Raw genomic sequence first — 24,017 nt, forward strand, 5'->3', positions numbered from 1 at the left:
CCATATATCGGGACAGAAGCGCGAGTCGAACTCGCGGACGATATTGAAAGGAGAATTCTATGGCTGACGAACAGACAGTAGATAAGCAAAACCCAGAAGCCAATCAGGCGCCCGAGGGTTCGGGTGACGACCTGGCGACCCGTGTACAAGTGCTCGAAGAGCAATTGGCCGCCGCGCAGGATCAGTCTCTGCGTGTTGCTGCCGATCTGCAGAACGTCCGTCGTCGTGCCGAGCAGGACGTGGAGAAGGCGCACAAGTTTGCGCTGGAAAAATTCGCCAGCGACCTGCTGCCGATCGTCGACAGTCTGGAGCGCGGCCTCGAGTTGTCGAACCCGGACGACGAAAGCATCCGTCCGATGCGCGAAGGCATCGAGCTGACCCTGAAAATGTTCCGCGACACCCTCAAGCGTTATCAGCTTGAAGCGATCGATCCGCATGGCGAACCGTTCAACGCCGTTCAGCATCAGGCAATGGCCATGCAGGAAAGCGCAGACGTCGAGCCGAACAGCGTTCTGAAGGTGTTCCAGAAGGGCTATCAGCTCAACGGTCGCCTGCTGCGCCCGGCCATGGTCGTGGTCAGCAAGGCGCCAGCGCCAGTTTCGCCTTCTATTGATGAGCAGGCTTGAAATTAGCCGCAAGGCCCCCATTTAGAAGTCAAGCGTTTAAGTGCTACCGCAGTCAGCCACCACTGCTGCGGCATCCAAATCCAAAGTTTCGGGAGAGTTAACATGGGCAAAATTATCGGTATCGACCTGGGGACTACCAACTCCTGCGTCTCCGTGCTGGAAAACGGCAAAGCAAAAGTTATTGAAAACGCTGAAGGCGCGCGTACCACGCCGTCGATCATCGCTTACGCCAACGATGGCGAAATTCTGGTTGGTCAGTCTGCCAAGCGTCAGGCAGTCACCAACCCGCACAACACTCTGTACGCCGTAAAGCGTCTGATCGGTCGTCGTTTTGACGAAGAAGTTGTGCAGAAAGACATCCAGATGGTGCCTTACAAGATCGCCAAGGCTGACAACGGCGACGCTTGGGTTGAAGTGAACGGCCAGAAAATGGCACCGCCACAAATCTCGGCTGAAATCCTGAAAAAGATGAAGAAGACCGCCGAAGATTATCTCGGCGAGGAAGTCACTGAAGCAGTGATCACTGTTCCGGCCTACTTCAACGACAGCCAGCGTCAGGCGACCAAAGACGCCGGCCGCATCGCGGGTCTGGACGTTAAACGTATCATCAACGAACCAACCGCAGCCGCTCTGGCTTACGGTATGGACAAGGCCAAGGGCGATCACACCGTGATCGTTTATGACCTGGGTGGCGGTACTTTCGACGTTTCCGTGATCGAGATCGCTGAAGTTGACGGCGAGCACCAGTTCGAAGTGTTGGCCACCAACGGTGACACGTTCCTGGGCGGTGAAGACTTCGACATTCGTCTGATCGACTACCTCGTTGACGAATTCAAGAAAGAAAGCGGCATGAACCTTAAAGGTGACCCGCTGGCCATGCAGCGCCTGAAAGAAGCTGCTGAGAAAGCCAAGATCGAGCTGTCGTCCGCTCAGTCGACCGACGTCAACCTGCCGTACATCACTGCAGATGCCACAGGTCCTAAGCACTTGAACGTGAAAATTTCGCGTTCCAAGCTCGAAGCACTGGTTGAAGACCTGGTTCAGCGCACCATCGAACCTTGCCGCATCGCCATGAAAGACGCAGGTCTGGACGTTGGCGCGATCAACGACGTGATTCTGGTCGGTGGTCAGACCCGTATGCCGCTGGTACAGAAGCTGGTTACCGATTTCTTCGGTAAAGAAGCGCGTAAAGACGTTAACCCGGACGAAGCTGTTGCCATGGGTGCTGCCATCCAGGGCGCCGTTCTGGCCGGTGACGTGAAAGACGTTCTGCTGCTCGACGTCAGCCCGCTGACCCTGGGTATTGAAACCATGGGCGGCGTGATGACCGCGCTGATCGAGAAAAACACCACGATTCCTACCAAGAAATCGCAAGTGTTCTCGACTGCCGACGACAACCAGGGCGCCGTGACCATTCACGTCCTGCAAGGCGAGCGTAAGCAAGCCACTCAGAACAAGTCCTTGGGCAAGTTCGACCTGGCCGACATTCCACCTGCACCACGTGGCGTGCCGCAGATCGAAGTAACCTTCGACATCGACGCAAACGGCATCCTGCACGTTGGCGCGAAAGACAAGGCCACCGGCAAGACTCAGTCGATCGTGATCAAGGCCAACTCCGGTCTGTCCGACGAAGAAATCGAGCGCATGGTGCGTGACGCCGAGGCGAATGCCGAGGAAGACCGCAAGTTCGAAGAGCTGGCTGGCGCCCGTAACCAGGGTGATGCACTGGTTCACTCGACTCGCAAAATGATCGCTGACGCGGGTGACAAAGTTACCGCCGAAGAGAAAACCGCGATCGAAGCTGCCGTGGTTGCTCTGGAAGCCGCTGTGAAAGGCGACGACAAGGCTGCCATCGAAGCGAAAGTCGAAGAGCTGTCGAAAGTCTCCGCTCCGGTTGCTCAGAAGATGTACGCCGAACAGGCTCAGCCTGCTGAAGGCGCAGCACCGCAAGACGAGAAAGCTGAAAAAGCCGACGATGTTGTCGATGCTGAGTTCGAAGAAGTTAAAGACCACAAGTAAGTTGTTGGTCGGCCGGTTGACTGCCTTCAGGCGGTGACTGGTAGGATGTCGCCGCGCGGGAGCTTGCTCCCGCGTTGGCGTATCTGGAATACGCGAATTTTTACAGCATGCGACAAGGCTCGCGTGTTGGTGGTATGGCCGGGAATGCTCCTGCTTTTCGTGCCGAAAGTACCGCATGAATCAAAGACCAGGATCGTTGAATTGACGTGAGTTGGGTCCGGGCCTGTATTGGGGCTCAACGAGTTTGGCCATCCTCAGGAGGGGTTTGCCGAACGTCCTCAAGAGTGCGAAGAACTTATGGCAAAGCGTGATTATTACGAAGTGTTGGGTGTTGAGCGTGGCTCAAGCGATGCGGACCTGAAAAAGGCCTATCGCCGTCTGGCGATGAAGCATCACCCGGACCGTAATCCCGATGACAAAGCATCGGAAGAACTGTTCAAAGAGGCCAACGAGGCCTACGAAGTGCTGTCCGATTCGAGCAAGCGCGCGGCGTACGACCAATACGGTCATGCCGGCGTTGATCCGAGCATGGGCGGCGGCGGTGCCGGTTTCGGCGGTCAGAACTTCTCTGACATCTTTGGCGATGTCTTCAGTGATTTCTTCGGTGGCGGTCGCGGCGGTTCCCGTGGCGGCGCCCAGCGTGGCAGCGATTTGCGCTACACCCTGGAGCTGAATCTGGAAGAAGCGGTGCGTGGCACCTCGGTGAATATCCGCGTGCCGACGCTGGTCAATTGCAAGCCGTGCGATGGCTCGGGCGCCAAGAAAGGCTCGTCACCTTCGACGTGCCCGACGTGCGGCGGCATCGGTCAGGTGCGCATGCAGCAAGGTTTCTTTTCGGTTCAGCAGACCTGCCCGCGCTGCCATGGCCAAGGCAAGATCATTTCCGATCCGTGCGATTCCTGCCACGGCGACGGTCGTGTCGAAGAGTACAAAACCCTGTCGGTCAAAGTGCCGGCCGGCGTTGATACTGGCGACCGCATCCGTCTGTCTGGCGAAGGCGAGGCGGGGACTCAGGGTGGTCCGACCGGCGACCTGTACGTGGTCATCAATGTCCGCGAACACGACATCTTCCAGCGTGACGGCAAGCATCTGTTCTGCGAAGTGCCAATCAGCTTTGTCGATGCAGCGCTGGGCGGCGAGCTGGAGATTCCGACCCTCGACGGTCGCGTCAAACTGAAAATCCCTGAAGGCACCCAGACCGGCAAGCAGTTCCGCGTGCGCGGTAAAGGCGTAGCCCCAGTGCGTGGCGGCGGTGCGGGCGATCTGATGTGCCGTGTGGCTGTCGAGACCCCGGTCAATCTGAACCGTCGTCAGCGTGAATTGCTGGAAGAGTTCCGCAGCTCGCTGGCCGATGACAACAGTCACTCGCCGAAAACCACCGGTTGGTTCGATGGTGTAAAGCGCTTCTTCGGCGATTTGTAAGGAGTCGGCATGCGACGTATTGCAGTGATGGGCGCCGCCGGGCGCATGGGTAAGATCCTGGTCGAGGCCGTGCAGCAGCGCGCGCCGCTGACCGGGCTGACTGCCGCGATCGTTCGCCCGGGCAGCACGCTGATTGGCGTCGATGCCGGTGAGCTGGCATCGCTGGGGCGAATCGGCGTGCCGTTGTCTGGTCATGTCGAAGCAGTAGCTGATGAGTTCGATGTGCTGATCGATTTCACGCTGCCTGAAGTCATGCTGAAAAACCTGGCCTTCTGTCGTAAGGCAGGCAAGGCCATGGTCATCGGCACGACCGGGCTGGATGCCGCGCAGAAGCGTCTGTTGGCGGAGGCGGGCAAGGATATTCCCATCGTGTTCGCCGCCAACTTCAGTGTCGGGGTCAATCTGTCGCTGAAGCTGCTTGATATGGCTGCGCGTGTGCTCGGTGATGATGCGGATATCGAAATCATCGAAGCGCATCACCGAAACAAGATCGATGCGCCGTCAGGTACGGCGTTGCGCATGGGTGAAGTGATTGCCAGCGCGCTGGACCGTGATCTGCAGAAAGTTGCAGTCTATGGGCGTGAGGGTCACACCGGTGTGCGCGAGCGTGAAACCATTGGTTTTGCCACGGTGCGCGGTGGGGACGTTGTCGGTGATCACACCGTGCTGTTCGCTTGTGAAGGCGAACGGCTTGAGATCACGCACAAGGCTTCCAGTCGCATGACCTTCGCCAAGGGCGCGGTGCGTGCTGCGTTGTGGCTGGATGGTCGTGCGCCGGGTCTTTACGACATGCAAGACGTGCTCGATCTGCATTAAGTGCTACAGAAACCGGGTTCAAACCATATGTTTGAGTCCGGTTTTTTCCGCCACGCGACGCCCTGTCGCATTCTCTGCCCTTTCGGGCTCATTGGCGGTAGACCAAAAAAGCCTTTTTCTGTAAGCTACAGCTTTAGTGTGTCCACTAAAAGCGCGCAGAATAATTCAGTGAACAAGCGGGGTGACGTGTCCATACGTCATTCCGCTTTTTTACAACCTGCGATCGCCCTTTCATGCGTTATTTACGGGAGGTCTTCTTGACTAAGCCAGCCATACTTGCCCTTGCTGATGGCAGCATTTTTCGCGGCGAAGCCATTGGTGCCGACGGTCAAACCGTTGGTGAGGTGGTGTTCAACACCGCAATGACCGGCTATCAGGAAATCCTTACCGATCCTTCCTACGCCCAACAGATCGTTACCCTGACCTACCCGCACATTGGCAACACCGGCACCACGCCGGAAGATGCCGAGTCGGATCGCGTCTGGTCTGCCGGTCTGGTCATCCGTGACCTGCCGCTGGTGGCGAGCAACTGGCGTAACACGATGTCCCTGGACGATTACCTGAAGGCCAACAATGTTGTGGCAATCGCCGGTATCGACACCCGTCGCCTGACCCGCATCCTTCGGGAAAAAGGCGCCCAGAACGGCTGCATCATGGCCGGCGACAACATCTCCGAAGAAGCCGCCATCGCCGCTGCGCAAGGCTTCCCGGGTCTGAAGGGCATGGATCTGGCCAAAGTCGTCAGCACCAAGAAGCAATACGAATGGCGCTCGACAGTCTGGGATCTGAAAACCGACAGCCACGCGACCATCGAAGCCTCCGAGCTGCCATACCACGTGGTTGCCTACGACTACGGCGTCAAGGTCAACATCCTGCGCATGCTGGTCGAGCGCGGCTGCCGCGTCACCGTCGTGCCGGCGCAAACGCCTGCTGCCGACGTACTGGCACTGAAACCGGATGGCGTGTTCCTGTCCAACGGCCCTGGTGACCCGGAGCCATGCGACTACGCCATCAAGGCGATCAAGGAAGTGCTGGAAACCGAAACTCCGGTATTCGGTATCTGCCTCGGTCACCAGTTGCTGGCTCTGGCCTCCGGCGCCAAGACCCTGAAAATGGGCCACGGCCACCACGGTGCCAACCACCCGGTGCAGGATCTGGACACTGGCGTCGTAATGATCACCAGCCAGAACCACGGTTTTGCGGTAGACGAAGAAACCCTGCCAGCCAACGTTCGCGCGATCCACAAATCGCTGTTCGACGGCACCCTGCAAGGTATCGAGCGCACCGACAAGAGCGCGTTCAGCTTCCAGGGTCACCCTGAAGCGAGCCCGGGCCCGAATGATGTGGCGCCACTGTTCGACCGCTTCATCAACGAGATGGCCAAGCGACGCTAAGCGTTCGCCTTGAGACTGTAGAGAGAAGCCCCTCAAGGGTGGCCCCGCTACCGGCGGCCCCTTCGAGGCTTCAGAAATCGATCAAGACGGCTTGCCGACTGACCTGCGGATTTGAGTGACAAACCCATGCCAAAACGTACAGACATTAAAAGCATCCTGATTCTCGGCGCTGGCCCGATCGTTATCGGCCAGGCTTGCGAATTCGACTACTCCGGCGCCCAGGCCTGTAAAGCCCTGCGTGAAGAGGGTTACCGCGTCATCCTGGTGAACTCCAACCCGGCCACCATCATGACCGACCCGTCGATGGCCGATGCCACCTACATCGAACCGATCAAATGGCAGACCGTTGCCAAGATCATCGAGAAAGAGCGTCCAGACGCACTGCTGCCGACCATGGGCGGCCAGACCGCTCTGAACTGCGCCCTCGACCTGGAGCGCGAAGGCGTTCTGGAGAAGTTCGGTGTGGAAATGATCGGCGCCAATGCCGACACCATCGACAAGGCTGAAGATCGTTCGCGTTTCGACAAGGCGATGAAATCCATCGGCCTGGCGTGCCCGCGTTCCGGTATCGCCCACAGCATGGAAGAAGCCAACGCGGTTCTCGAAACCCTCGGCTTCCCGTGCATCATCCGTCCGTCGTTCACCATGGGCGGCACCGGTGGCGGTATCGCTTACAACCGTGAAGAGTTCGAAGAAATCTGCGCCCGTGGTCTGGACCTGTCGCCGACCAAAGAGCTGCTGATCGACGAATCGCTGATCGGCTGGAAAGAATATGAAATGGAAGTTGTCCGCGACAAAAAGGACAACTGCATCATCGTCTGCTCGATCGAAAACTTCGACCCGATGGGTGTGCACACCGGTGACTCGATCACTGTTGCTCCGGCTCAGACCCTGACCGACAAGGAATACCAGATCCTGCGTAACGCCTCCCTGGCGGTACTGCGTGAGATCGGCGTCGAGACCGGCGGTTCCAACGTGCAATTCGGTATCTGCCCGGACACTGGCCGTATGGTCGTGATCGAAATGAACCCGCGCGTATCGCGTTCTTCGGCCCTGGCTTCGAAAGCCACCGGTTTCCCGATCGCCAAAGTTGCGGCCAAACTGGCTGTGGGCTACACCCTCGACGAACTGTCGAACGACATCACCGGCGGCAAGACCCCGGCGTCCTTCGAGCCGTCGATTGACTATGTCGTTACCAAGCTGCCTCGCTTTGCTTTCGAAAAATTCGCTAAGGCTGACGCGCGTCTGACCACTCAGATGAAGTCGGTGGGTGAGGTCATGGCGATCGGCCGGACTTTCCAGGAATCCCTGCAGAAAGCCCTGCGTGGTCTGGAAGTGGGCGTTTGCGGTCTGGACGAGAAGCTCGACCTGAGCAACCCGGAAAGCATGAGCATCCTCAAGCGCGAACTGACCGTACCGGGCGCCGAGCGTATCTGGTACGTGGCTGACGCTTTCCGCGCAGGCATGACCGTCGAAGAAATTTTCGGCATGAACATGATCGATCCGTGGTTCCTGGTACAGATCGAAGATCTGATCAAGGATGAAGAGAAGGTCAAGACCCTGGGTCTGTCCGCGATCGACCGCGATCTGATGTTCAAGCTCAAGCGCAAAGGCTTCTCCGATCAGCGTCTGGCCAAGCTGCTGGGTGTTACCGAGAAGAACCTGCGGACTCACCGTCACAAGCTGGAAGTGTTCCCGGTCTACAAGCGCGTTGACACCTGCGCTGCCGAGTTCGCCACTGATACCGCCTATCTGTATTCGACCTACGAGGAAGAATGCGAAGCAGCGCCGTCGGGTCGCGACAAGATCATCATCCTCGGCGGTGGTCCGAACCGCATCGGTCAGGGCATCGAGTTCGACTACTGCTGCGTACACGCCGCCCTCGCTCTGCGCGAAGACGGGTACGAGACCATCATGGTCAACTGCAACCCGGAAACCGTTTCCACTGACTACGACACCTCCGACCGTCTGTACTTCGAGTCGGTAACCCTGGAAGACGTGCTGGAAATCTGCCGCGTCGAGAAGCCGAAAGGCGTCATCGTCCAGTACGGCGGCCAGACCCCGCTGAAACTGGCTCGCGCCCTGGAGGCCGCTGGCGTGCCAATCATCGGCACCAGCCCTGACGCCATTGACCGTGCCGAAGATCGTGAGCGCTTCCAGCAAATGGTTGAGCGCCTGAATCTGCGTCAGCCGCCAAACGCTACTGTGCGCAGCGAAGACGAAGCCATTCGTGCTGCGGCCAAGATCGGTTATCCGCTGGTGGTTCGCCCGTCCTATGTGTTGGGCGGCCGTGCGATGGAAATCGTCTACGAAGAAGAAGAACTCAAGCGCTATCTGCGTGACGCAGTGAAAGTGTCCAACGACAGCCCGGTGCTGCTCGACCACTTCCTCAACTGCGCCATCGAGATGGACGTGGATGCGGTCTGCGACGGCAAAGACGTGGTAATCGGCGCGATCATGCAGCACATCGAACAGGCTGGCGTTCACTCCGGTGACTCCGCTTGCTCGCTGCCGCCGTACTCGCTGCCGGCGCACATCCAGGACGAGATGCGCGAACAGGTCAAGAAAATGGCCTTGGAACTGGGCGTTGTCGGCCTGATGAACGTGCAATTGGCTCTGCAAGGCGAAGACATCTACGTCATCGAAGTCAACCCGCGCGCTTCCCGTACCGTGCCTTTCGTATCCAAGTGCATCGGTGTTTCCCTGGCCATGATCGCGGCTCGCGTGATGGCGGGTAAAACCCTGAAAGAAATCGGCTTCACCAAAGAAATCATCCCGAACTTCTACAGCGTGAAAGAGGCGGTCTTCCCGTTCGCCAAATTCCCTGGCGTTGACCCGATCCTCGGCCCAGAGATGAAGTCGACCGGTGAAGTGATGGGTGTCGGTGACACCTTCGGTGAAGCGTTCGCCAAAGCCCAAATGGGCGCGAGCGAAGTGCTGCCAACCGGCGGCACTGCATTCATCAGCGTGCGTGATGATGACAAACCACTGGTTGCAGGCGTGGCCCGTGATCTGATCAACTTGGGCTTCGAAGTGGTTGCCACTGCCGGTACTGCCAAGCTGATCGAAGCCGCAGGCCTGAAAGTGCGCCGTGTGAACAAGGTGACCGAGGGTCGTCCGCACGTGGTCGACATGATCAAGAATGACGAAGTCACGCTGATCATCAACACTACCGAAGGTCGCCAGTCGATCGCCGATTCCTACTCCATTCGTCGTAATGCCTTGCAGCACAAGATTTACTGCACCACCACCATTGCTGCTGGCGAAGCTATCTGTGAAGCGCTGAAGTTCGGTCCGGAAAAGACCGTGCGTCGCTTGCAGGATCTACACGCAGGATTGAAGGCATGAGCATAACCAAGTACCCAATGACAGTTCAGGGCGCGAAAGCTCTGGAAGAAGAACACACTCACCTGACCAAGGTCGTCCGTCCGAAGCTCAGCCAGGACATCGGGACGGCCCGCGAGTTGGGTGACCTGAAAGAGAACGCGGAATACCATGCCGCCCGCGAACAGCAGGGCATGGTCGAGGCGCGGATTCGTGACATCGAAGGCCGGATTCAGAATCAGGTCATCATTGATGTCACGACCATTCCTCATACCGGCAAAGTGATCTTCGGTACCACCGTCGAAATCGCCAATGTCGAGACGGATGAAAGCGTCACTTACCACATCGTGGGTGAGGATGAGGCTGACTTCAAACTCGGCAAGATTTCGGTCGGTTCTCCTCTGGCCCGCGCCTTGATCGGCAAGGAAGAGGGCGATACGGTCGCCGTGAAAACGCCAGGTGGCGTTATCGAGTACGAGATTGTCGAAGTCCGTCACATCTGAAACCGGGCGCCCGCTGCATGCGGGCGCCATGCTTTGGCAGCTGACCCAGATGTTGTGGGTTGGCGGTCTCTGGCTGATTCATTTCGGTTTGCAGCCGGCGTTGGTCAGGATTGGCCTGGCGCCGCTGTTGATCGACGAAGTTGCCAGTGCATTTGAAGTGCTGGTGGTGGGTTTTTCCGCCGCATGCGTGATATTTCAGGCTTTGGTGCTTTTACAGGCCGAGGGCCTTGCCAGTCTATGGCGGGATTTTCGCGGGCAGGTGCTGTTGATGGCGTTGTACGCGTGTGCGATGTATGTCGCAGTGCGTGTCGGCTGGCCGGATGCGCAGCGCTGGCAGGTGTTCAGCTATCTGGTGCTGGGGTTTTCCGGGCTGGTGCTGGTGATGCAGCCGGTGCCGGGATGGAGTGGCAGGGTGCGCGAAGCACACCCTTGACCCTTGTCATCACTTGAAGCGATGAACGTTCGACAGTTGCTTGTTGACGCTGAAGTTCTTGCGGTAAAGCAGTGCCATCTTGCCGATGACCTGAACCAGATCCGCCTTGCCGACCTTGCACAGTTCTGCAATGGACGCCAGGCGCGACTCGCGATCGAGGATGTTGAGCTTGATTTTGATCAGCTCGTGATCCGCCAAGGCGCGTTCAAGTTCGGCTAACACACCTTCAGTCAAACCGTTGTCCGCCACAGTCAAAACTGGTTTCAGATGGTGGCCAATGGATTTGTACTGTTTCTTCTGCTCTGGAGTGAGCGGCATAATCTGACCCTTTCGTCTGGATTCTGTAAAATGGCGGCCATTTTACCCGAGGGTTCGTGGATCCGCCCAACTAATCACGACCCTTATCATCGAGGTGCCCAATGGCGCGTTCCAAGACAAGCCTTGGTTGGCTGAAAAGACATGTCAATGATCCCTATGTGAAGCAAGCGCAGAAGGATGGCTACCGTTCGCGTGCGAGTTACAAGCTTCTGGAGGTCCAGGAGAAATACAAGCTGATCCGTCCTGGCATGAGCGTTGTCGATCTGGGTGCGGCGCCTGGTGGCTGGTCGCAGGTAACTAGCCGGCTGATCGGTGGTCAGGGGCGTCTGATTGCCTCGGACATCCTGGAGATGGACAGCATCCCTGACGTGACATTCATCCAGGGTGACTTCACCGAAGACGCGGTGCTCGCTCAGATCCTCGACGCCGTAGGTAATTCGCAGGTGGACCTTGTGATTTCCGATATGGCCCCCAATATGAGTGGTACGCCTGAAGTGGATATGCCAAAAGCCATGTTCCTTTGCGAGCTGGCTCTTGATTTGGCGGAGCGGATACTCAAGCCGGGTGGTAATTTTGTGATCAAGATCTTTCAGGGCGAAGGTTTCGATGTGTACCTGAAGGATGCCCGCAAGAAGTTCGACAAGATCCAGATGATCAAGCCGGACTCGTCCCGGGGCAGTTCCCGGGAGCAATACATGCTGGCTTGGGGCTACCGCGGCCGTAGCGAGTAAAACGACGTAATTCGACCAGGGCGATAGGTTTTTCGCATTTCGCTCCGGGCGCATTAACGAATATTGTGTAGAAAGTGTTTCACAAAGGGTTACAGACGGCGCCTGCCAGAGTTGTAGGTAATGTAGTAAGTTAGGCCGGTGAATATCATGCGAAGCGCGCGCCAGTAGCGGAGCTTGCTTCAGAGGGTAGTTAATTGAACGATATGGCAAAGAATCTGATCCTGTGGTTGATCATCGCGGCTGTCCTGGTGACGGTGATGAACAACTTCTCCAGCCCTAACGAGCCGCAGACCCTCAACTATTCCGACTTCATCCAGCAGGTCAAGGATGGCAAGGTCGAGCGCGTAGCCGTTGATGGTTATGTGATTACCGGCAAACGCAGCGATGGCGACAGCTTCAAGACCATTCGTCCGGCTATTCAGGACAATGGTCTGATCGGCGATCTGGTCGACAACCACGTTGTGGTTGAAGGCAAGCAGCCTGAGCAGCAAAGCATCTGGACCCAGCTTCTGGTGGCCAGCTTCCCGATCCTGGTGATCATCGCGGTGTTCATGTTCTTCATGCGCCAGATGCAGGGCGGTGCGGGTGGCAAGGGTGGGCCGATGAGCTTTGGCAAGAGCAAGGCGCGCCTGCTCTCCGAAGATCAGGTGAAAACCACTTTGGCTGACGTTGCCGGTTGCGATGAAGCCAAGGAAGAAGTTGGCGAACTGGTCGAGTTCCTCCGTGATCCGGGCAAGTTCCAGCGTCTGGGCGGTCGAATTCCTCGCGGTGTCTTGATGGTCGGTCCTCCGGGTACCGGTAAAACGTTGCTGGCCAAGGCAATTGCCGGTGAGGCCAAGGTGCCGTTCTTCACCATTTCCGGTTCCGACTTTGTCGAAATGTTCGTGGGTGTCGGTGCGAGCCGCGTCCGTGACATGTTCGAGCAGGCCAAGAAGCACGCTCCATGCATCATCTTTATCGACGAAATCGACGCCGTCGGTCGCCATCGTGGCGCCGGCATGGGCGGCGGTCACGATGAGCGTGAGCAGACTCTTAACCAGTTGCTGGTTGAGATGGACGGCTTTGAAATGAACGACGGCATCATCGTGATCGCTGCAACCAACCGTCCTGACGTACTCGACCCTGCGCTGCTGCGTCCGGGCCGTTTCGACCGCCAGGTTGTTGTTGGTCTGCCGGACATCCGTGGTCGCGAACAGATTCTCAAGGTTCACATGCGCAAAGTGCCAATGGGCGACGACGTCGCTCCGGGTGTTATCGCGCGTGGTACTCCAGGCTTCTCGGGTGCCGACCTGGCCAACCTGGTCAACGAAGCTTCGCTGTTCGCTGCTCGCAGCGGCAAGCGCATCGTCGAGATGAAGGAATTCGAGCTGGCCAAAGACAAGATCATGATGGGCGCCGAGCGCAAATCGATGGTCATGTCCGAGAAAGAAAAACAGAACACGGCTTATCACGAAGCGGGTCACGCTATTGTTGGTCGCGTCGTGCCTGAGCATGATCCGGTCTACAAAGTTTCGATCATTCCGCGCGGTCGTGCGCTGGGTGTGACGATGTTCCTGCCGGAAGAAGATCGCTATAGCCTGTCCAAGCGTGCGTTGATCAGTCAGATCTGCTCGCTGTACGGCGGCCGTATCGCTGAAGAAATGACCTTGGGCTTCGACGGTGTGACCACCGGTGCTTCCAACGACATCATGCGTGCCAGTCAGATTGCGCGAAACATGGTGACCAAGTGGGGCCTGTCGGAAAAACTTGGTCCGCTGATGTATGCCGAAGAAGAGGGCGAAGTGTTCCTTGGTCGCGGCGGTGGTGGCCAGGCTGCCAGCTTCTCCGGTGATACGGCCAAGCTGATTGACTCCGAGGTGCGCAGCATCATTGATCAGTGCTACGGCACAGCCAAGCAGATCCTCACGGATAACCGTGACAAGCTCGATGCCATGGCTGATGCCCTGATGAAGTACGAAACGATCGACGCTGAGCAGATCGACGACATCATGGCTGGCCGTACGCCTCGTGAGCCTCGCGATTGGTCGGGTGGCACCGGTACACCGCCGCCTCCAGTTGTCCAGGATGAGCGTCCGGAAACACCGATCGGCGGTCCGGCTGCTGACGTTTAAGGTTTGAAATGACTTCTGTACAGTCCCTGACCCGGTTGCCTTGCGGCAACCGGGTTCTTGATTTGGCCCAGACGCATGTCATGGGTATTCTCAATGTCACTCCCGACTCTTTCTCCGATGGCGGCCGATACAGCCAGCTCGACGAGGCTTTGCGCCACGCCGAAGCCATGGTTGCGGCTGGCGCGACGTTAATTGATGTTGGCGGCGAATCCACTCGCCCTGGGGCGCGCGCGGTTTCACCGCTGGAAGAGCTCGAGCGCGTGGCGCCGATTGTCGAGCTGATCAATCGCGAGCTCGATGTGATCATCTCGGTCGATACGTCGACACCTGCCGTGATGCGCGAAACCGCGCGTCTTGGTGCTGGGTTGATCAACGATGTGCGATCACTACGGCGTGACGGGGCGCTGGATGCGGCAGCCGCAACCGGTTTGCCGGTATGCCTCATGCATATGCTCGGAGAGCCGGGTGATATGCAGGACAATCCTCAATACAATGATGTCACTCGGGAAGTGGGCGAGTTTCTTGCCGAGCGCATGGCGCAATGTGCATTAGGAGGTATTCCGGCCGATCGAATCATCCTTGATCCCGGCTTCGGCTTCGCCAAAACCTTGCAGCACAATCTAAGCTTGTTCAAGCATATGGAAGCCCTGCATGCGCTGGGCCGCCCTTTGCTGGTGGGTGTTTCGCGCAAGAGCATGATCGGACATGCATTGAATCGGCCTGTGGGCGAACGTCTGTACGGTGGTCTTGCACTGGCTGCGCTGGCGTCGGTCAAGGGGGCGCGTATATTGCGTGTCCATGATGTGGCGCAAACAGTAGATGTCGTGCGAATGATCGCGGCCGTCGAATCAGCCGAATAAGAATGATGGAGCACTTATGAGCAAGAAATACTTTGGTACTGACGGCATTCGTGGTCGAGTCGGTGAATACCCGATTACTCCTGACTTCATGCTCAAGCTTGGCTGGGCTGCTGGAATGGCGTTCCGGAAGATGGGGGCCTGCAAGGTGCTGGTCGGCAAGGACACGCGAATTTCCGGCTACATGTTCGAGTCGGCGCTGGAGGCTGGCCTGACATCGGCAGGTGCCGATGTAATGCTGCTTGGTCCAATGCCGACGCCCGCCATCGCTTACCTGGCGCGCACGTTCCAGGCCGAGGCTGGCATTGTGATCAGTGCTTCGCACAACCCGCATGACGATAACGGCATCAAATTCTTCTCCGGAAAAGGCACCAAGCTGCCGGACGAACTGGAGTTGATGATCGAAGAGCTGCTCGACACCCCGATGACCGTGGTCGAGTCGAGCAAGATCGGCAAGGTGTCGCGGATCAACGATGCGTCCGGGCGTTACATTGAATTCTGCAAGAGCAGTGTGCCAACCGGCACCAGTTTTTCCGGCCTCAAGATTGTCATCGACTGCGCTCACGGCGCGACTTATAAAGTTGCCCCGAGCGTTTTTCGAGAGCTGGGTGCGGACGTGGTCGTGCTGTCGGCGCAACCCAATGGCCTGAATATCAATGACAACTGCGGTTCGACCCATATGGGTCAGCTTCAGGCGGCAGTCTTGGCTGAGCATGCTGATCTGGGTATCGCCTTTGATGGTGACGGCGATCGGGTCTTGATGGTCGATCACACTGGCGCAATCGTTGATGGCGACGAATTGATATTCATCATTGCGCGTGATCTGCACGAGCGTGGGAAGCTGCAGGGCGGTGTGGTCGGCACCCTGATGAGTAACCTCGGTCTTGAGTTGGCGCTCGCCGATCTTTCGATTCCATTCATTCGTGCCAATGTTGGCGATCGCTACGTGATCGCTGAACTGCTGGAGCGTAATTGGCTGGTCGGTGGTGAAAATTCGGGGCATGTCGTTTGTTTCAATCACACCACGACTGGTGATGCGATCATTGCGGCTCTGCAAGTATTGATGGCGCTCAAAACGCGTAATGAAGGCCTGGCGCTAGCTCGCCAAGCGTTACGCAAGTGCCCTCAGGTGCTGATCAATGTGCGTTTCGGCGGTGGCGAAAGCCCGCTAGAGCATCCAGCAGTCAAGGAAGCCAGTGCGCGTGTAACACAGGCGATGGCTGGGCGTGGACGTGTGCTCTTGCGCAAGTCCGGCACAGAGCCTCTGGTGCGTGTGATGGTCGAAGGCGAGGACGAAACCCTTGTTCGCGGCTATGCCGAAGAACTGGCAAAACTGGTAACTGAAGTTTCTGCCTGATACGGCTTGCAAGCCATGATTGTGTTGGGTAACATCTGCGCCCACTTTGACCGACGAGGTACAGCATGCGTCGCCCTATGGTAGCTGGTAACTGGAAGATGCACGGTACCCGCGCCAGCGTCGCTGAGCTGATCAACGGCCTTCGTCATCTGGCCTTGCCAAGCGGTGTTGATGTCGCAGTATTCCCGCCTTGCTTGTATATCAATCAAGTGATTGATGGCTTGAAGGGCAAGTCGATTTCGGTCGGCGCGCAGAATTCTGCGGTGGAATCCATGCAAGGTGCATTGACCGGTGAGATTGCACCGAGTCAATTAGTGGATGCAGGTTGTTCCCTGGTGCTTGTCGGGCACTCCGAACGCCGTCAGATAATGGGCGAGCGAGACGGAATGCTGAATCGCAAGTTCGCAGCGGCACAGGCATGTGGCTTGATTCCGGTGTTGTGCATAGGGGAGACCCTTGAGCAGCGCGAAGCCGGTAAAACTCTTGAAGTTGTCGGGCGTCAGCTTGGCAGCATCATCGAGGAGCTGGGTGTAGGTGCCTTTGCCAAGGCAGTAATAGCTTACGAGCCGGTCTGGGCCATTGGTACCGGGCTGACTGCAACACCGCAACAGGCTCAGGATGTGCATAAAGCCATTCGTGAGCAGTTGGCGGCAGAGAATTCTGAAGTCGCACGAGGTGTGCGGCTTCTATACGGCGGCAGCGTGAAGGCGGCCAATGCGGTCGAACTGTTCGGCATGCCGGATATCGATGGGGGGCTCATTGGTGGAGCTTCCCTGAATGCAGATGAGTTCGGTGCGATCTGTCGCGCCGCGGGAAACTGAAAAAATGCTGGAAACAGTCGTAGTCGTTTTTCATCTGCTGGGTGCATTGGGCGTAGTTGCTCTGGTTTTGCTGCAGCAGGGTAAGGGTGCGGACGCTGGCGCGTCTTTCGGAGCAGGTGCTTCAAATACTGTGTTCGGAAGCCAAGGTTCCTCTACCTTTCTTAGTAAGTTTACTGCTATACTTGCCGCCGGTTTCTTCATAACCAGCTTGGGGTTAGGTTACTTTGCTAAAGAGAAAGCTCATCAGCTGACTCAAGCAGGTTTGCCAGATCCAGCAGTGTTGGAAGTACCTAAGCAACAACAACCGGCTTCTGATGATGTCCCGGTGCTTCAAGAGCAAAAGTCGGCTACTCCAGCGACTGACGTACCTCCAGCTCAAGAGCAGAAGTAAGAAGGGTTTCAATGTAGTTTTGCCGAGGTGGTGGAATTGGTAGACACGCAACCTTGAGGTGGTTGTGCCCATAGGGTGTAGGGGTTCGAGTCCCCTTCTCGGTACCAATTAGTCAGGATAGCCCGCTGTTGCGGGCTTTCTTGCAGGTGGAAGGTTAGATTGACCCTATAAGGGATCGGTCGTATACTTCCGCCCCAGCTTTGTCGCGGGGTGGAGCAGTCTGGTAGCTCGTCGGGCTCATAACCCGAAGGTCGTCGGTTCAAATCCGGCCCCCGCAACCAGTTTAAAGAGCCCCTTTTAAGGGGCTTTTTGTTAGCTGGACACTTTCAACGCCGCTGTTCGACGGCGTTTCAAGGATGGGCGTTTCGCCCATTTTTTTATTCTGCATAGCATGCACATACATGCACTAGGGGGTTCAGGTGTCGAGCAAGCTAGAAGAGTTGCAGGCCTTGCTGGCCCCGGTGGTCGTGGCCCTAGGCTATGAATGCTGGGGTATTGAGTTTTCGGCTCAAGGTCGTCACTCGATGTTGCGCGTTTATATCGATAAAGAGGGCGGTGTGCTGGTGGACGATTGCGCCATTGTCAGCCGTCAGATCAGCGGTGTCCTGGATGTTGAAGATCCAATCACCGTTGAATACACCCTCGAAGTTTCCTCGCCTGGCATGGAGCGCCCACTGTTCACTATCGAGCAGTTCGCCCAGTTTGTCGGTGCACAAGTGAAGATCAAGCTGCGCTCGCCTTTTGAAGGTCGACGCAACTTTCAGGGCCTTCTGCGCGGTGTAGAAGAACAGGATGTCGTGGTGCAGGTAGATGACCATGAGTTTCTGTTGCCGATCGATATGATCGACAAGGCCAACATTATTCCCAGTTTTGACTGAGACGCGGATCCCGCGGATCCAATGGCTTGCGAAAGGCGAGGCGTACGATGAGCAAAGAAGTACTGCTGGTTGTTGAGTCGGTATCCAATGAAAAGGGCGTACCGGCAAGCGTAATTTTTGAAGCGCTGGAGCTGGCTCTGGCCACTGCTACCAAAAAGCGTTTTGAAGACGAAGTTGACCTGCGTGTGGAAATTAACCGCCACACCGGGGCATACGAAACTTTCCGTCGCTGGACGGTCGTCGAAGAGAATGATCTTGACGATCCAGCTATCGAAACCTGGCCGAGCAAGGTTGCCGAAACGCATCCTGGTGCCAACGTTGGCGACGTCGTTGAAGAAAAAATCGACTCCATCGAGTTCGGCCGCATTGCTGCACAGACTGCCAAGCAAGTCATCGTGCAGAAAGTGCGTGAAGCCGAGCGCGCTCAAGTGGTCGACGCCTATCGCGAGCGCCTGGGAGAAATCATCTCCGGCACCGTGAAGAAAGTGACCCGCGACAACGTGATCGTCGATCTGGGCAACAACGCCGAGGCGTTGCTGGCTCGTGAAGACATCATTTCTCGCGAAACCTTCCGTGTCGGCGTGCGTCTGCGTGCGCTGCTCAAGGAAATCCGCACCGAGAACCGCGGCCCGCAGCTGATCCTGTCGCGTACCGCGCCGGAAATGCTGATCGAGCTGTTCCGCATCGAAGTGCCGGAAATTGCTGAAGGTCTGATCGAAGTAATGGCTGCGTCCCGTGACCCGGGTTCGCGCGCCAAGATCGCCGTCCGCTCCAAGGACAAACGCATCGACCCGCAGGGCGCTTGCATCGGTATGCGCGGTTCGCGCGTCCAGGCAGTGTCGGGTGAGTTGGGCGGTGAGCGTGTTGATATCGTCCTGTGGGACGACAACCCGGCTCAGTTCGTGATCAACGCCATGTCCCCGGCCGAGGTTGCGGCAATTATCGTTGACGAAGATGCCCATGCAATGGACATCGCCGTTGGCGCAGACAATCTGGCTCAGGCCATCGGTCGTGGTGGTCAAAACGTGCGTCTGGCAAGCCAGTTGACTGGCTGGACCCTGAACGTGATGACCGAATCGGACATCCAGGCTAAGCAGCAAGCAGAAACCGGTGACATCCTGCGCAACTTCATCGACGAGCTGGAAGTCGACGAAGATCTGGCGCAGGTGCTGGTAGATGAAGGCTTCACCAGTCTGGAAGAGATTGCCTACGTACCGTTGGAAGAAATGCTCAACATCGACGGCTTTGACGAAGATACCGTCAACGAGCTTCGCGCTCGTGCCAAGGATCGTTTGTTGACCAAAGCCATCGCTACTGAGGAAAAGCTGGCAGACGCCCATCCGGCCGAAGACCTGCTCTCGCTTGAGGGTATGGACAAGGATCTGGCGATGGAACTGGCGGTGCGCGGCGTAATTACCCGCGAAGACCTGGCCGAGCAGTCTATTGACGACCTGCTCGACATCGACGGCATTGACGATGATCGTGCCGGCAAGTTGATCATGGCCGCCCGAGCCCATTGGTTCGAGTAATTAGGCGCGGCCTGAGGAGAGAAGTGCATGACGCAAGTCACGGTGAAACAACTGGCCGATGAGGTCAAAACACCGGTAGAGCGCCTGTTGCAGCAGATGCGTGAGGCAGGTCTGCCGCACACCGCCGCCGAAGAAAATGTGACTGACAGTGAGAAGCAATCTTTGCTGACTCACTTGAAAAGCAGCCACAAGGCGAAAGTGGAAGAACCACGCAAGATCACGCTGCAGCGTAAAACCACCAGCACCCTGCGTGTGGCTGGTAGCAAGAGCATCAGCGTTGAAGTTCGCAAAAAGAAAGTTTTCGTACAGCGCAGCCCGGAAGAAATCGAAGCCGAGCGCAAGCGTGAACTTGATGAGCGTCGCGCAGTAGAAAATGCTGCCCGCCAGAAAACTGAGCAAGAAGCCAAGCAGCGCGCCGAAGAAGAAGCACGCCGCAATCCTGGCTCTGCGCAAGCCGCTACTAGCGCCGCCGTTGCAGCTCCTGCTGCAGCTGCTGAGCCGGTACGTGAAAGCGCGCCGGTGGTTGCCGCTGCTCCAGCGCCGTCTGCTGACGTTCGTAACAAGCAGAACGAACAGCGCCGTCCGGACAAACCACGTGCCGACGACAACAATCGTCGCAGTGGCGGTGGTGATGGCGAGCGCAAAAACGCTCCGCATCGCGCATCGGTCAAAGAGAAAGCGCCAGCGCCACGTGTTGCGCCACGTACTACCGACGAAGAAAGCGATGGCTTCCGTCGTGGTGGTCGCGGCAAGGCCAAGCTGAAGAAGCGCAACGCTCACGGTTTCCAGAGCCCAACCGGCCCTGTCGTGCGTGATGTGCAGATCGGCGAGACCATCACTGTTGGCGATCTCGCCAATCAGATGTCGGTCAAGGCTGCTGAAATCATCAAGTTCATGTTCAAACTGGGCACTCCAGCGACCATCAACCAGGTGCTTGATCAGGAAACTGCTCAACTGGTAGCCGAAGAACTGGGCCACAAAGTGACCCTGGTCAGCGACACCGCCCTGGAAGATTCCCTGGCCGAGTCCCTGAAGTTTGAAGGTGAGTCGTTCTCCCGTGCGCCAGTCGTGACCGTAATGGGCCACGTTGACCACGGTAAAACTTCCCTGCTCGACTACATCCGTCGTGCCAAGGTAGCTGCTGGCGAAGCCGGCGGTATCACCCAGCACATCGGTGCGTACCACGTTGAAACCGAACGCGGCATGGTCACCTTCCTCGACACCCCTGGTCACGCCGCGTTTACCGCAATGCGTGCCCGTGGTGCCAAGGCGACCGACATCGTGATTCTGGTAGTTGCAGCGGACGACGGCGTGATGCCGCAGACCATTGAAGCTGTTCAGCACGCGGTAGCCGCTGGCGTTCCACTGGTTGTTGCAGTGAACAAGATCGACAAGCCGGGCGCTGACCTCGATCGCATCCGTAGTGAACTGTCGGTTCACGGCGTGACGTCGGAAGAGTGGGGCGGTGAAACGCCGTTCGTATCGGTTTCGGCGAAACTCGGTACTGGCGTGGACGACCTGCTTGAAGCCGTTCTGCTGCAAGCTGAAGTTCTCGAACTGAAGGCAACTCCGTCGGCTCCAGGCCGTGGTGTTGTGGTTGAATCGCGTCTCGACAAAGGTCGTGGTCCGGTTGCAACCGTTCTGGTTCAAGACGGTACCCTGCGCCAAGGCGACATGGTTCTGGTCGGTTCGAACTATGGCCGCGTGCGTGCCATGCTCGACGAGAACGGCAAGCCAATCAAGGAAGCCGGTCCTTCCATCCCTGTCGAGATTCTCGGCCTGGACGGTACCCCGGACGCTGGCGACGAGATGAGTGTGGTTGCCGACGAGAAGAAAGCCCGTGAAGTGGCTCTGTTCCGTCAAGGCAAGTTCCGCGAAGTCAAACTGGCTCGCGCTCACGCCGGCAAGCTGGAAAACATCTTCGAAAACATGGGTCAGGCAGAGAAGAAGACGCTCAATATCGTCCTCAAATCTGACGTCCGTGGTTCGTTGGAAGCTCTGCAAGGCGCTCTGAATGGCCTGGGCAACGACGAAGTGCAAGTGCGCGTAGTCGGCGGCGGTGTCGGTGGTATCACCGAGTCCGATGCCAACCTGGCACTGGCTTCGAGCGCTGTACTGTTCGGCTTCAACGTGCGTGCCGATGCTGGCGCACGGAAGATCGTCGAGCAGGAAGGTCTGGATATGCGTTACTACAACGTGATCTACGACATCATCGAAGACGTCAAGAAAGCCCTGACCGGTATGCTCGGCAGCGATGTTCGCGAGAATATTCTGGGTATCGCCGAAGTGCGTGACGTGTTCCGTTCGCCGAAGTTTGGCGCGATCGCAGGCTGCATGGTGATCGAAGGTGTTGTGCACCGTAACCGTCCGATCCGTGTACTGCGTGAAGACATCGTTATCTTCGAAGGCGAGCTGGAATCCCTGCGCCGCTTCAAGGATGACGCTTCCGAAGTACGTGCCGGCATGGAATGCGGTATCGGCGTGAAGAGCTATAACGACGTCAAAGTCGGCGACAAGATCGAAGTCTTCGAGAAGGTTCAGGTTGCTCGCAGCCTCTAACTCGCGCACTTCAAGGGCCACATCGGGCCGTCGCATGAAAATGCGCGGCACGGTGTCAGGACTCTAAACGCAACGCCCGGTCTGGCTTTTGTCAGGCCGGGCGTTTGCCGCTTTCAGACCTTGCGGGTTTCACCGTGGGGCAGTAACAGGTAACAAATCATGGCAAAAGAATACAGCCGTACCCAACGTATCGGCGATCAGATGCAGCGTGAGCTGGCCCAGCTGATCCGTCGTGAAGTCAAAGATCCGCGCGTCGGCCTGGTGACTATTACCGCAGTGGAAGTCAGCCGTGACGTCGGTCACGCGAAGATTTTCATCACCGTGATGGGGCAGGACAACGCAGAAGACATCGCGCAAAGCATCAAGGTACTGAATGCCGCCGCAGGTTTCCTGCGTATGCAACTGGCCCGCGAAATGAAGCTGCGCAGCGTGCCGCAATTGCACTTCCACTACGACGAATCCGTTGTCCGTGGTGCGCACCTGTCGGCGCTGATCGAACGCGCCGTTGCTGAAGACAATCAGCACGTTGTCGTTCCAGCACCTGAAGACACCAAGGAGTAACTCGGTGGCTCAGGTCAAACGTATCCGTCGTAACGTGAGCGGCATCATCCTGCTCGATAAGCCGCTGGGGTTCACCTCAAACGCCGCGCTGCAGAAGGTTCGGTGGCTGCTCAACGCCGAGAAGGCCGGGCATACTGGCAGTCTCGACCCACTGGCCACCGGCGTACTGCCGTTGTGCTTTGGTGAGGCCACCAAGTTCTCGCAATACCTGCTCGATTCCGACAAGGGTTATGAAACCTTGGCGCAACTGGGCAAGACCACCACCACGGCTGATGCTGAAGGTGAGGTTTTGCAGGAGCGCCCGGTGACCGTTGGTCGCGCCGATGTCGAAGCTGCCTTGCCGAAATTTCGCGGTCAAATCAGCCAGATACCGCCGATGTACTCGGCGCTCAAGCGTGATGGCCAACCGCTGTACAAGCTGGCCCGTGCAGGCGAAGTAGTGGAGCGTGAACCGCGTTCTGTTACTATTGCGCGCTTGGAATTACTGGCCTTCGAAGGCGATACTGCGCGGCTTGCGGTGGATTGCAGCAAGGGCACCTATATTCGTACCCTGGTGGAGGATATCGGTGAGCAACTCGGTTGTGGTGCGTACGTCGCAGAATTGCGCCGTACCCAGGCCGGGCCTTTCACCTTGGCGCAGACCGTTACCCTCGAAGAGCTCGAAGCAGTACATGCCGAAGGCGGCAACGAAGCGGTCGACCGCTTCCTGATGCCATCGGACAGCGGCTTGCTGGACTGGCCGCTGCTGCACTTCTCGGAAGCGAGCGCGTTCTACTGGCTAAACGGCCAGCCGGTACGTGCCCCGGATGCTCCGAAGTTCGGCATGGTGCGGGTACAGGATCACAATGGTCGCTTCATCGGTATCGGTGAAGTGAGCGAAGACGGGCGCATCGCGCCACGTCGTTTGATTCGGTCGGAATGACCGAAACCAGCCTGTGTAACAGCAGGCTGGCGAGTGTGGCTGTTAACAGGCACGGTCACGACTCATTTATAGATACAGGGATTTGTCCCTGGCCTGTTGAAGCTGTTTCCCTGAAACAGTTTCCTGATAAAAGGATTGCCTCATGGCTCTCGACGTTCAAGAAAAAGCTCAAATCGTTGCTGACTATCAGCAAGCTGTTGGTGACACTGGTTCGCCAGAAGTGCAAGTTGCACTGCTGACCCACAACATCAACAAGCTGCAGGGTCACTTCAAGGCCAACGGTAAAGATCACCACTCCCGTCGTGGTCTGATCCGCATGGTAAACCAGCGTCGCAAGCTGCTGGACTACCTGAAAGGCAAGGATCTGGGTCGTTATCAGACTCTGATCGGTCGCCTGGGTCTGCGTCGCTAATAAGCGATTGCGCTCTGAGGTTGGTTGTTTGTC

At 57.4% G+C, this 24,017-nt stretch carries 21 protein-coding genes and 2 tRNA genes; 22 read left to right on the top strand and 1 reads right to left on the bottom strand.

Annotation, left to right across the window (positions count from 1 at the left end; all coding sequences use genetic code 11):
• Window positions 1-59: 59 nt before the first annotated feature.
• From grpE to ICA16_RS20065, 8 genes are all read left to right on the top strand, one after another.
• Window positions 60-626 carry a nucleotide exchange factor GrpE gene (gene grpE / locus ICA16_RS20030; RefSeq protein ID WP_210701353.1) on the top strand — a complete coding sequence of 189 codons (567 nt, stop codon included), beginning with the start codon at window positions 60-62 and terminating at the stop codon, window positions 624-626.
• 102 nt (window positions 627-728) lie between these two features.
• Complete coding sequence (gene dnaK, locus ICA16_RS20035; protein ID WP_150617089.1) at window positions 729-2,645, top strand: molecular chaperone DnaK; 1,917 nt, start codon at window positions 729-731, stop codon at window positions 2,643-2,645.
• A gap of 297 nt (window positions 2,646-2,942) precedes the next feature.
• Window positions 2,943-4,067, top strand: coding sequence for a molecular chaperone DnaJ (dnaJ, locus tag ICA16_RS20040; protein WP_038357478.1), 1,125 nt, complete (start codon window positions 2,943-2,945; stop codon window positions 4,065-4,067).
• Window positions 4,068-4,076: 9 nt separating this feature from the next.
• Window positions 4,077-4,883 carry a 4-hydroxy-tetrahydrodipicolinate reductase gene (gene dapB, locus ICA16_RS20045; protein WP_150604096.1) on the top strand — a complete coding sequence of 269 codons (807 nt, stop codon included), beginning with the start codon at window positions 4,077-4,079 and terminating at the stop codon, window positions 4,881-4,883.
• 257 nt (window positions 4,884-5,140) lie between these two features.
• A complete protein-coding gene (gene carA, locus ICA16_RS20050) occupies window positions 5,141-6,277 on the top strand; it encodes a glutamine-hydrolyzing carbamoyl-phosphate synthase small subunit (RefSeq protein WP_150604095.1) in 1,137 nt (378 codons plus the stop codon).
• A gap of 126 nt (window positions 6,278-6,403) precedes the next feature.
• Window positions 6,404-9,625, top strand: a complete 3,222-nt coding sequence (carB, locus tag ICA16_RS20055) for a carbamoyl-phosphate synthase large subunit (RefSeq protein ID WP_115147483.1) — start codon at window positions 6,404-6,406, stop codon at window positions 9,623-9,625.
• A gap of 2 nt (window positions 9,626-9,627) precedes the next feature.
• Window positions 9,628-10,104, top strand: a complete 477-nt coding sequence (gene greA, locus ICA16_RS20060) for a transcription elongation factor GreA (protein WP_042561951.1) — start codon at window positions 9,628-9,630, stop codon at window positions 10,102-10,104.
• A 28-nt stretch (window positions 10,105-10,132) separates the two neighbouring features.
• Window positions 10,133-10,537, top strand: a complete 405-nt coding sequence (locus tag ICA16_RS20065) for an MFS transporter (RefSeq protein ID WP_150595162.1) — start codon at window positions 10,133-10,135, stop codon at window positions 10,535-10,537.
• A gap of 9 nt (window positions 10,538-10,546) precedes the next feature.
• Here the strand turns inward: ICA16_RS20065 and ICA16_RS20070 are convergent, their stop codons facing one another.
• Window positions 10,547-10,855, bottom strand: coding sequence for a YhbY family RNA-binding protein (locus ICA16_RS20070; RefSeq protein WP_042557586.1), 309 nt, complete (start codon window positions 10,853-10,855; stop codon window positions 10,547-10,549).
• A 101-nt stretch (window positions 10,856-10,956) separates the two neighbouring features.
• Here ICA16_RS20070 and rlmE point away from each other — a divergent pair, with 101 nt between their 5' ends.
• The 14 genes from rlmE to rpsO all read left to right on the top strand — a co-directional run bounded on the left by rlmE (window position 10,957) and on the right by rpsO (window position 23,984).
• Window positions 10,957-11,586 (top strand): 23S rRNA (uridine(2552)-2'-O)-methyltransferase RlmE, encoded by a 630-nt coding sequence (gene rlmE / locus ICA16_RS20075; RefSeq protein ID WP_150617091.1) that lies wholly within the window; start codon window positions 10,957-10,959, stop codon window positions 11,584-11,586.
• Window positions 11,587-11,789: 203 nt separating this feature from the next.
• On the top strand, window positions 11,790-13,697 hold the full coding sequence (gene ftsH, locus ICA16_RS20080) for an ATP-dependent zinc metalloprotease FtsH (protein ID WP_042557588.1): 1,908 nt from the start codon (window positions 11,790-11,792) through the stop codon (window positions 13,695-13,697).
• Between the two features lie 8 nt (window positions 13,698-13,705).
• Complete coding sequence (gene folP, locus ICA16_RS20085) at window positions 13,706-14,557, top strand: dihydropteroate synthase (RefSeq protein WP_210701354.1); 852 nt, start codon at window positions 13,706-13,708, stop codon at window positions 14,555-14,557.
• Window positions 14,558-14,573: 16 nt separating this feature from the next.
• Window positions 14,574-15,911 (top strand): phosphoglucosamine mutase, encoded by a 1,338-nt coding sequence (glmM, locus tag ICA16_RS20090; RefSeq protein WP_150617093.1) that lies wholly within the window; start codon window positions 14,574-14,576, stop codon window positions 15,909-15,911.
• 65 nt (window positions 15,912-15,976) lie between these two features.
• Window positions 15,977-16,732 (top strand): triose-phosphate isomerase, encoded by a 756-nt coding sequence (tpiA, locus tag ICA16_RS20095; protein WP_016986498.1) that lies wholly within the window; start codon window positions 15,977-15,979, stop codon window positions 16,730-16,732.
• Between the two features lie 4 nt (window positions 16,733-16,736).
• A complete protein-coding gene (gene secG, locus ICA16_RS20100) occupies window positions 16,737-17,123 on the top strand; it encodes a preprotein translocase subunit SecG (protein WP_027610782.1) in 387 nt (128 codons plus the stop codon).
• 21 nt (window positions 17,124-17,144) lie between these two features.
• A tRNA-Leu gene (locus tag ICA16_RS20105) sits at window positions 17,145-17,230 on the top strand.
• 97 nt (window positions 17,231-17,327) lie between these two features.
• Window positions 17,328-17,404 (top strand) — tRNA-Met (locus ICA16_RS20110).
• 138 nt (window positions 17,405-17,542) lie between these two features.
• On the top strand, window positions 17,543-18,001 hold the full coding sequence (gene rimP / locus ICA16_RS20115; RefSeq protein WP_042557593.1) for a ribosome maturation factor RimP: 459 nt from the start codon (window positions 17,543-17,545) through the stop codon (window positions 17,999-18,001).
• Window positions 18,002-18,048: 47 nt separating this feature from the next.
• The gene (gene nusA / locus ICA16_RS20120; protein WP_042557594.1) at window positions 18,049-19,530 is read left to right on the top strand and encodes a transcription termination factor NusA; all 1,482 of its coding nucleotides are present in this window, start codon (window positions 18,049-18,051) and stop codon (window positions 19,528-19,530) included.
• A gap of 27 nt (window positions 19,531-19,557) precedes the next feature.
• Entirely contained in the window at window positions 19,558-22,089 is a 2,532-nt protein-coding gene (gene infB, locus ICA16_RS20125; RefSeq protein WP_210701355.1) for a translation initiation factor IF-2, read from the top strand.
• A gap of 159 nt (window positions 22,090-22,248) precedes the next feature.
• Entirely contained in the window at window positions 22,249-22,650 is a 402-nt protein-coding gene (gene rbfA, locus ICA16_RS20130; protein ID WP_042557596.1) for a 30S ribosome-binding factor RbfA, read from the top strand.
• A 4-nt stretch (window positions 22,651-22,654) separates the two neighbouring features.
• Window positions 22,655-23,572 carry a tRNA pseudouridine(55) synthase TruB gene (gene truB, locus ICA16_RS20135; protein WP_034154423.1) on the top strand — a complete coding sequence of 306 codons (918 nt, stop codon included), beginning with the start codon at window positions 22,655-22,657 and terminating at the stop codon, window positions 23,570-23,572.
• A gap of 142 nt (window positions 23,573-23,714) precedes the next feature.
• Window positions 23,715-23,984: a 30S ribosomal protein S15 gene (gene rpsO / locus ICA16_RS20140; protein WP_003177875.1), complete on the top strand. Its 270-nt coding sequence runs from the start codon at window positions 23,715-23,717 to the stop codon at window positions 23,982-23,984.
• Window positions 23,985-24,017: the final 33 nt, after the last annotated feature.

Origin of the sequence: Pseudomonas anatoliensis, assembly GCF_017976235.1 — a bacterium.
Classification (GTDB): Bacteria; Pseudomonadota; Gammaproteobacteria; order Pseudomonadales; family Pseudomonadaceae; genus Aquipseudomonas; species Aquipseudomonas anatoliensis.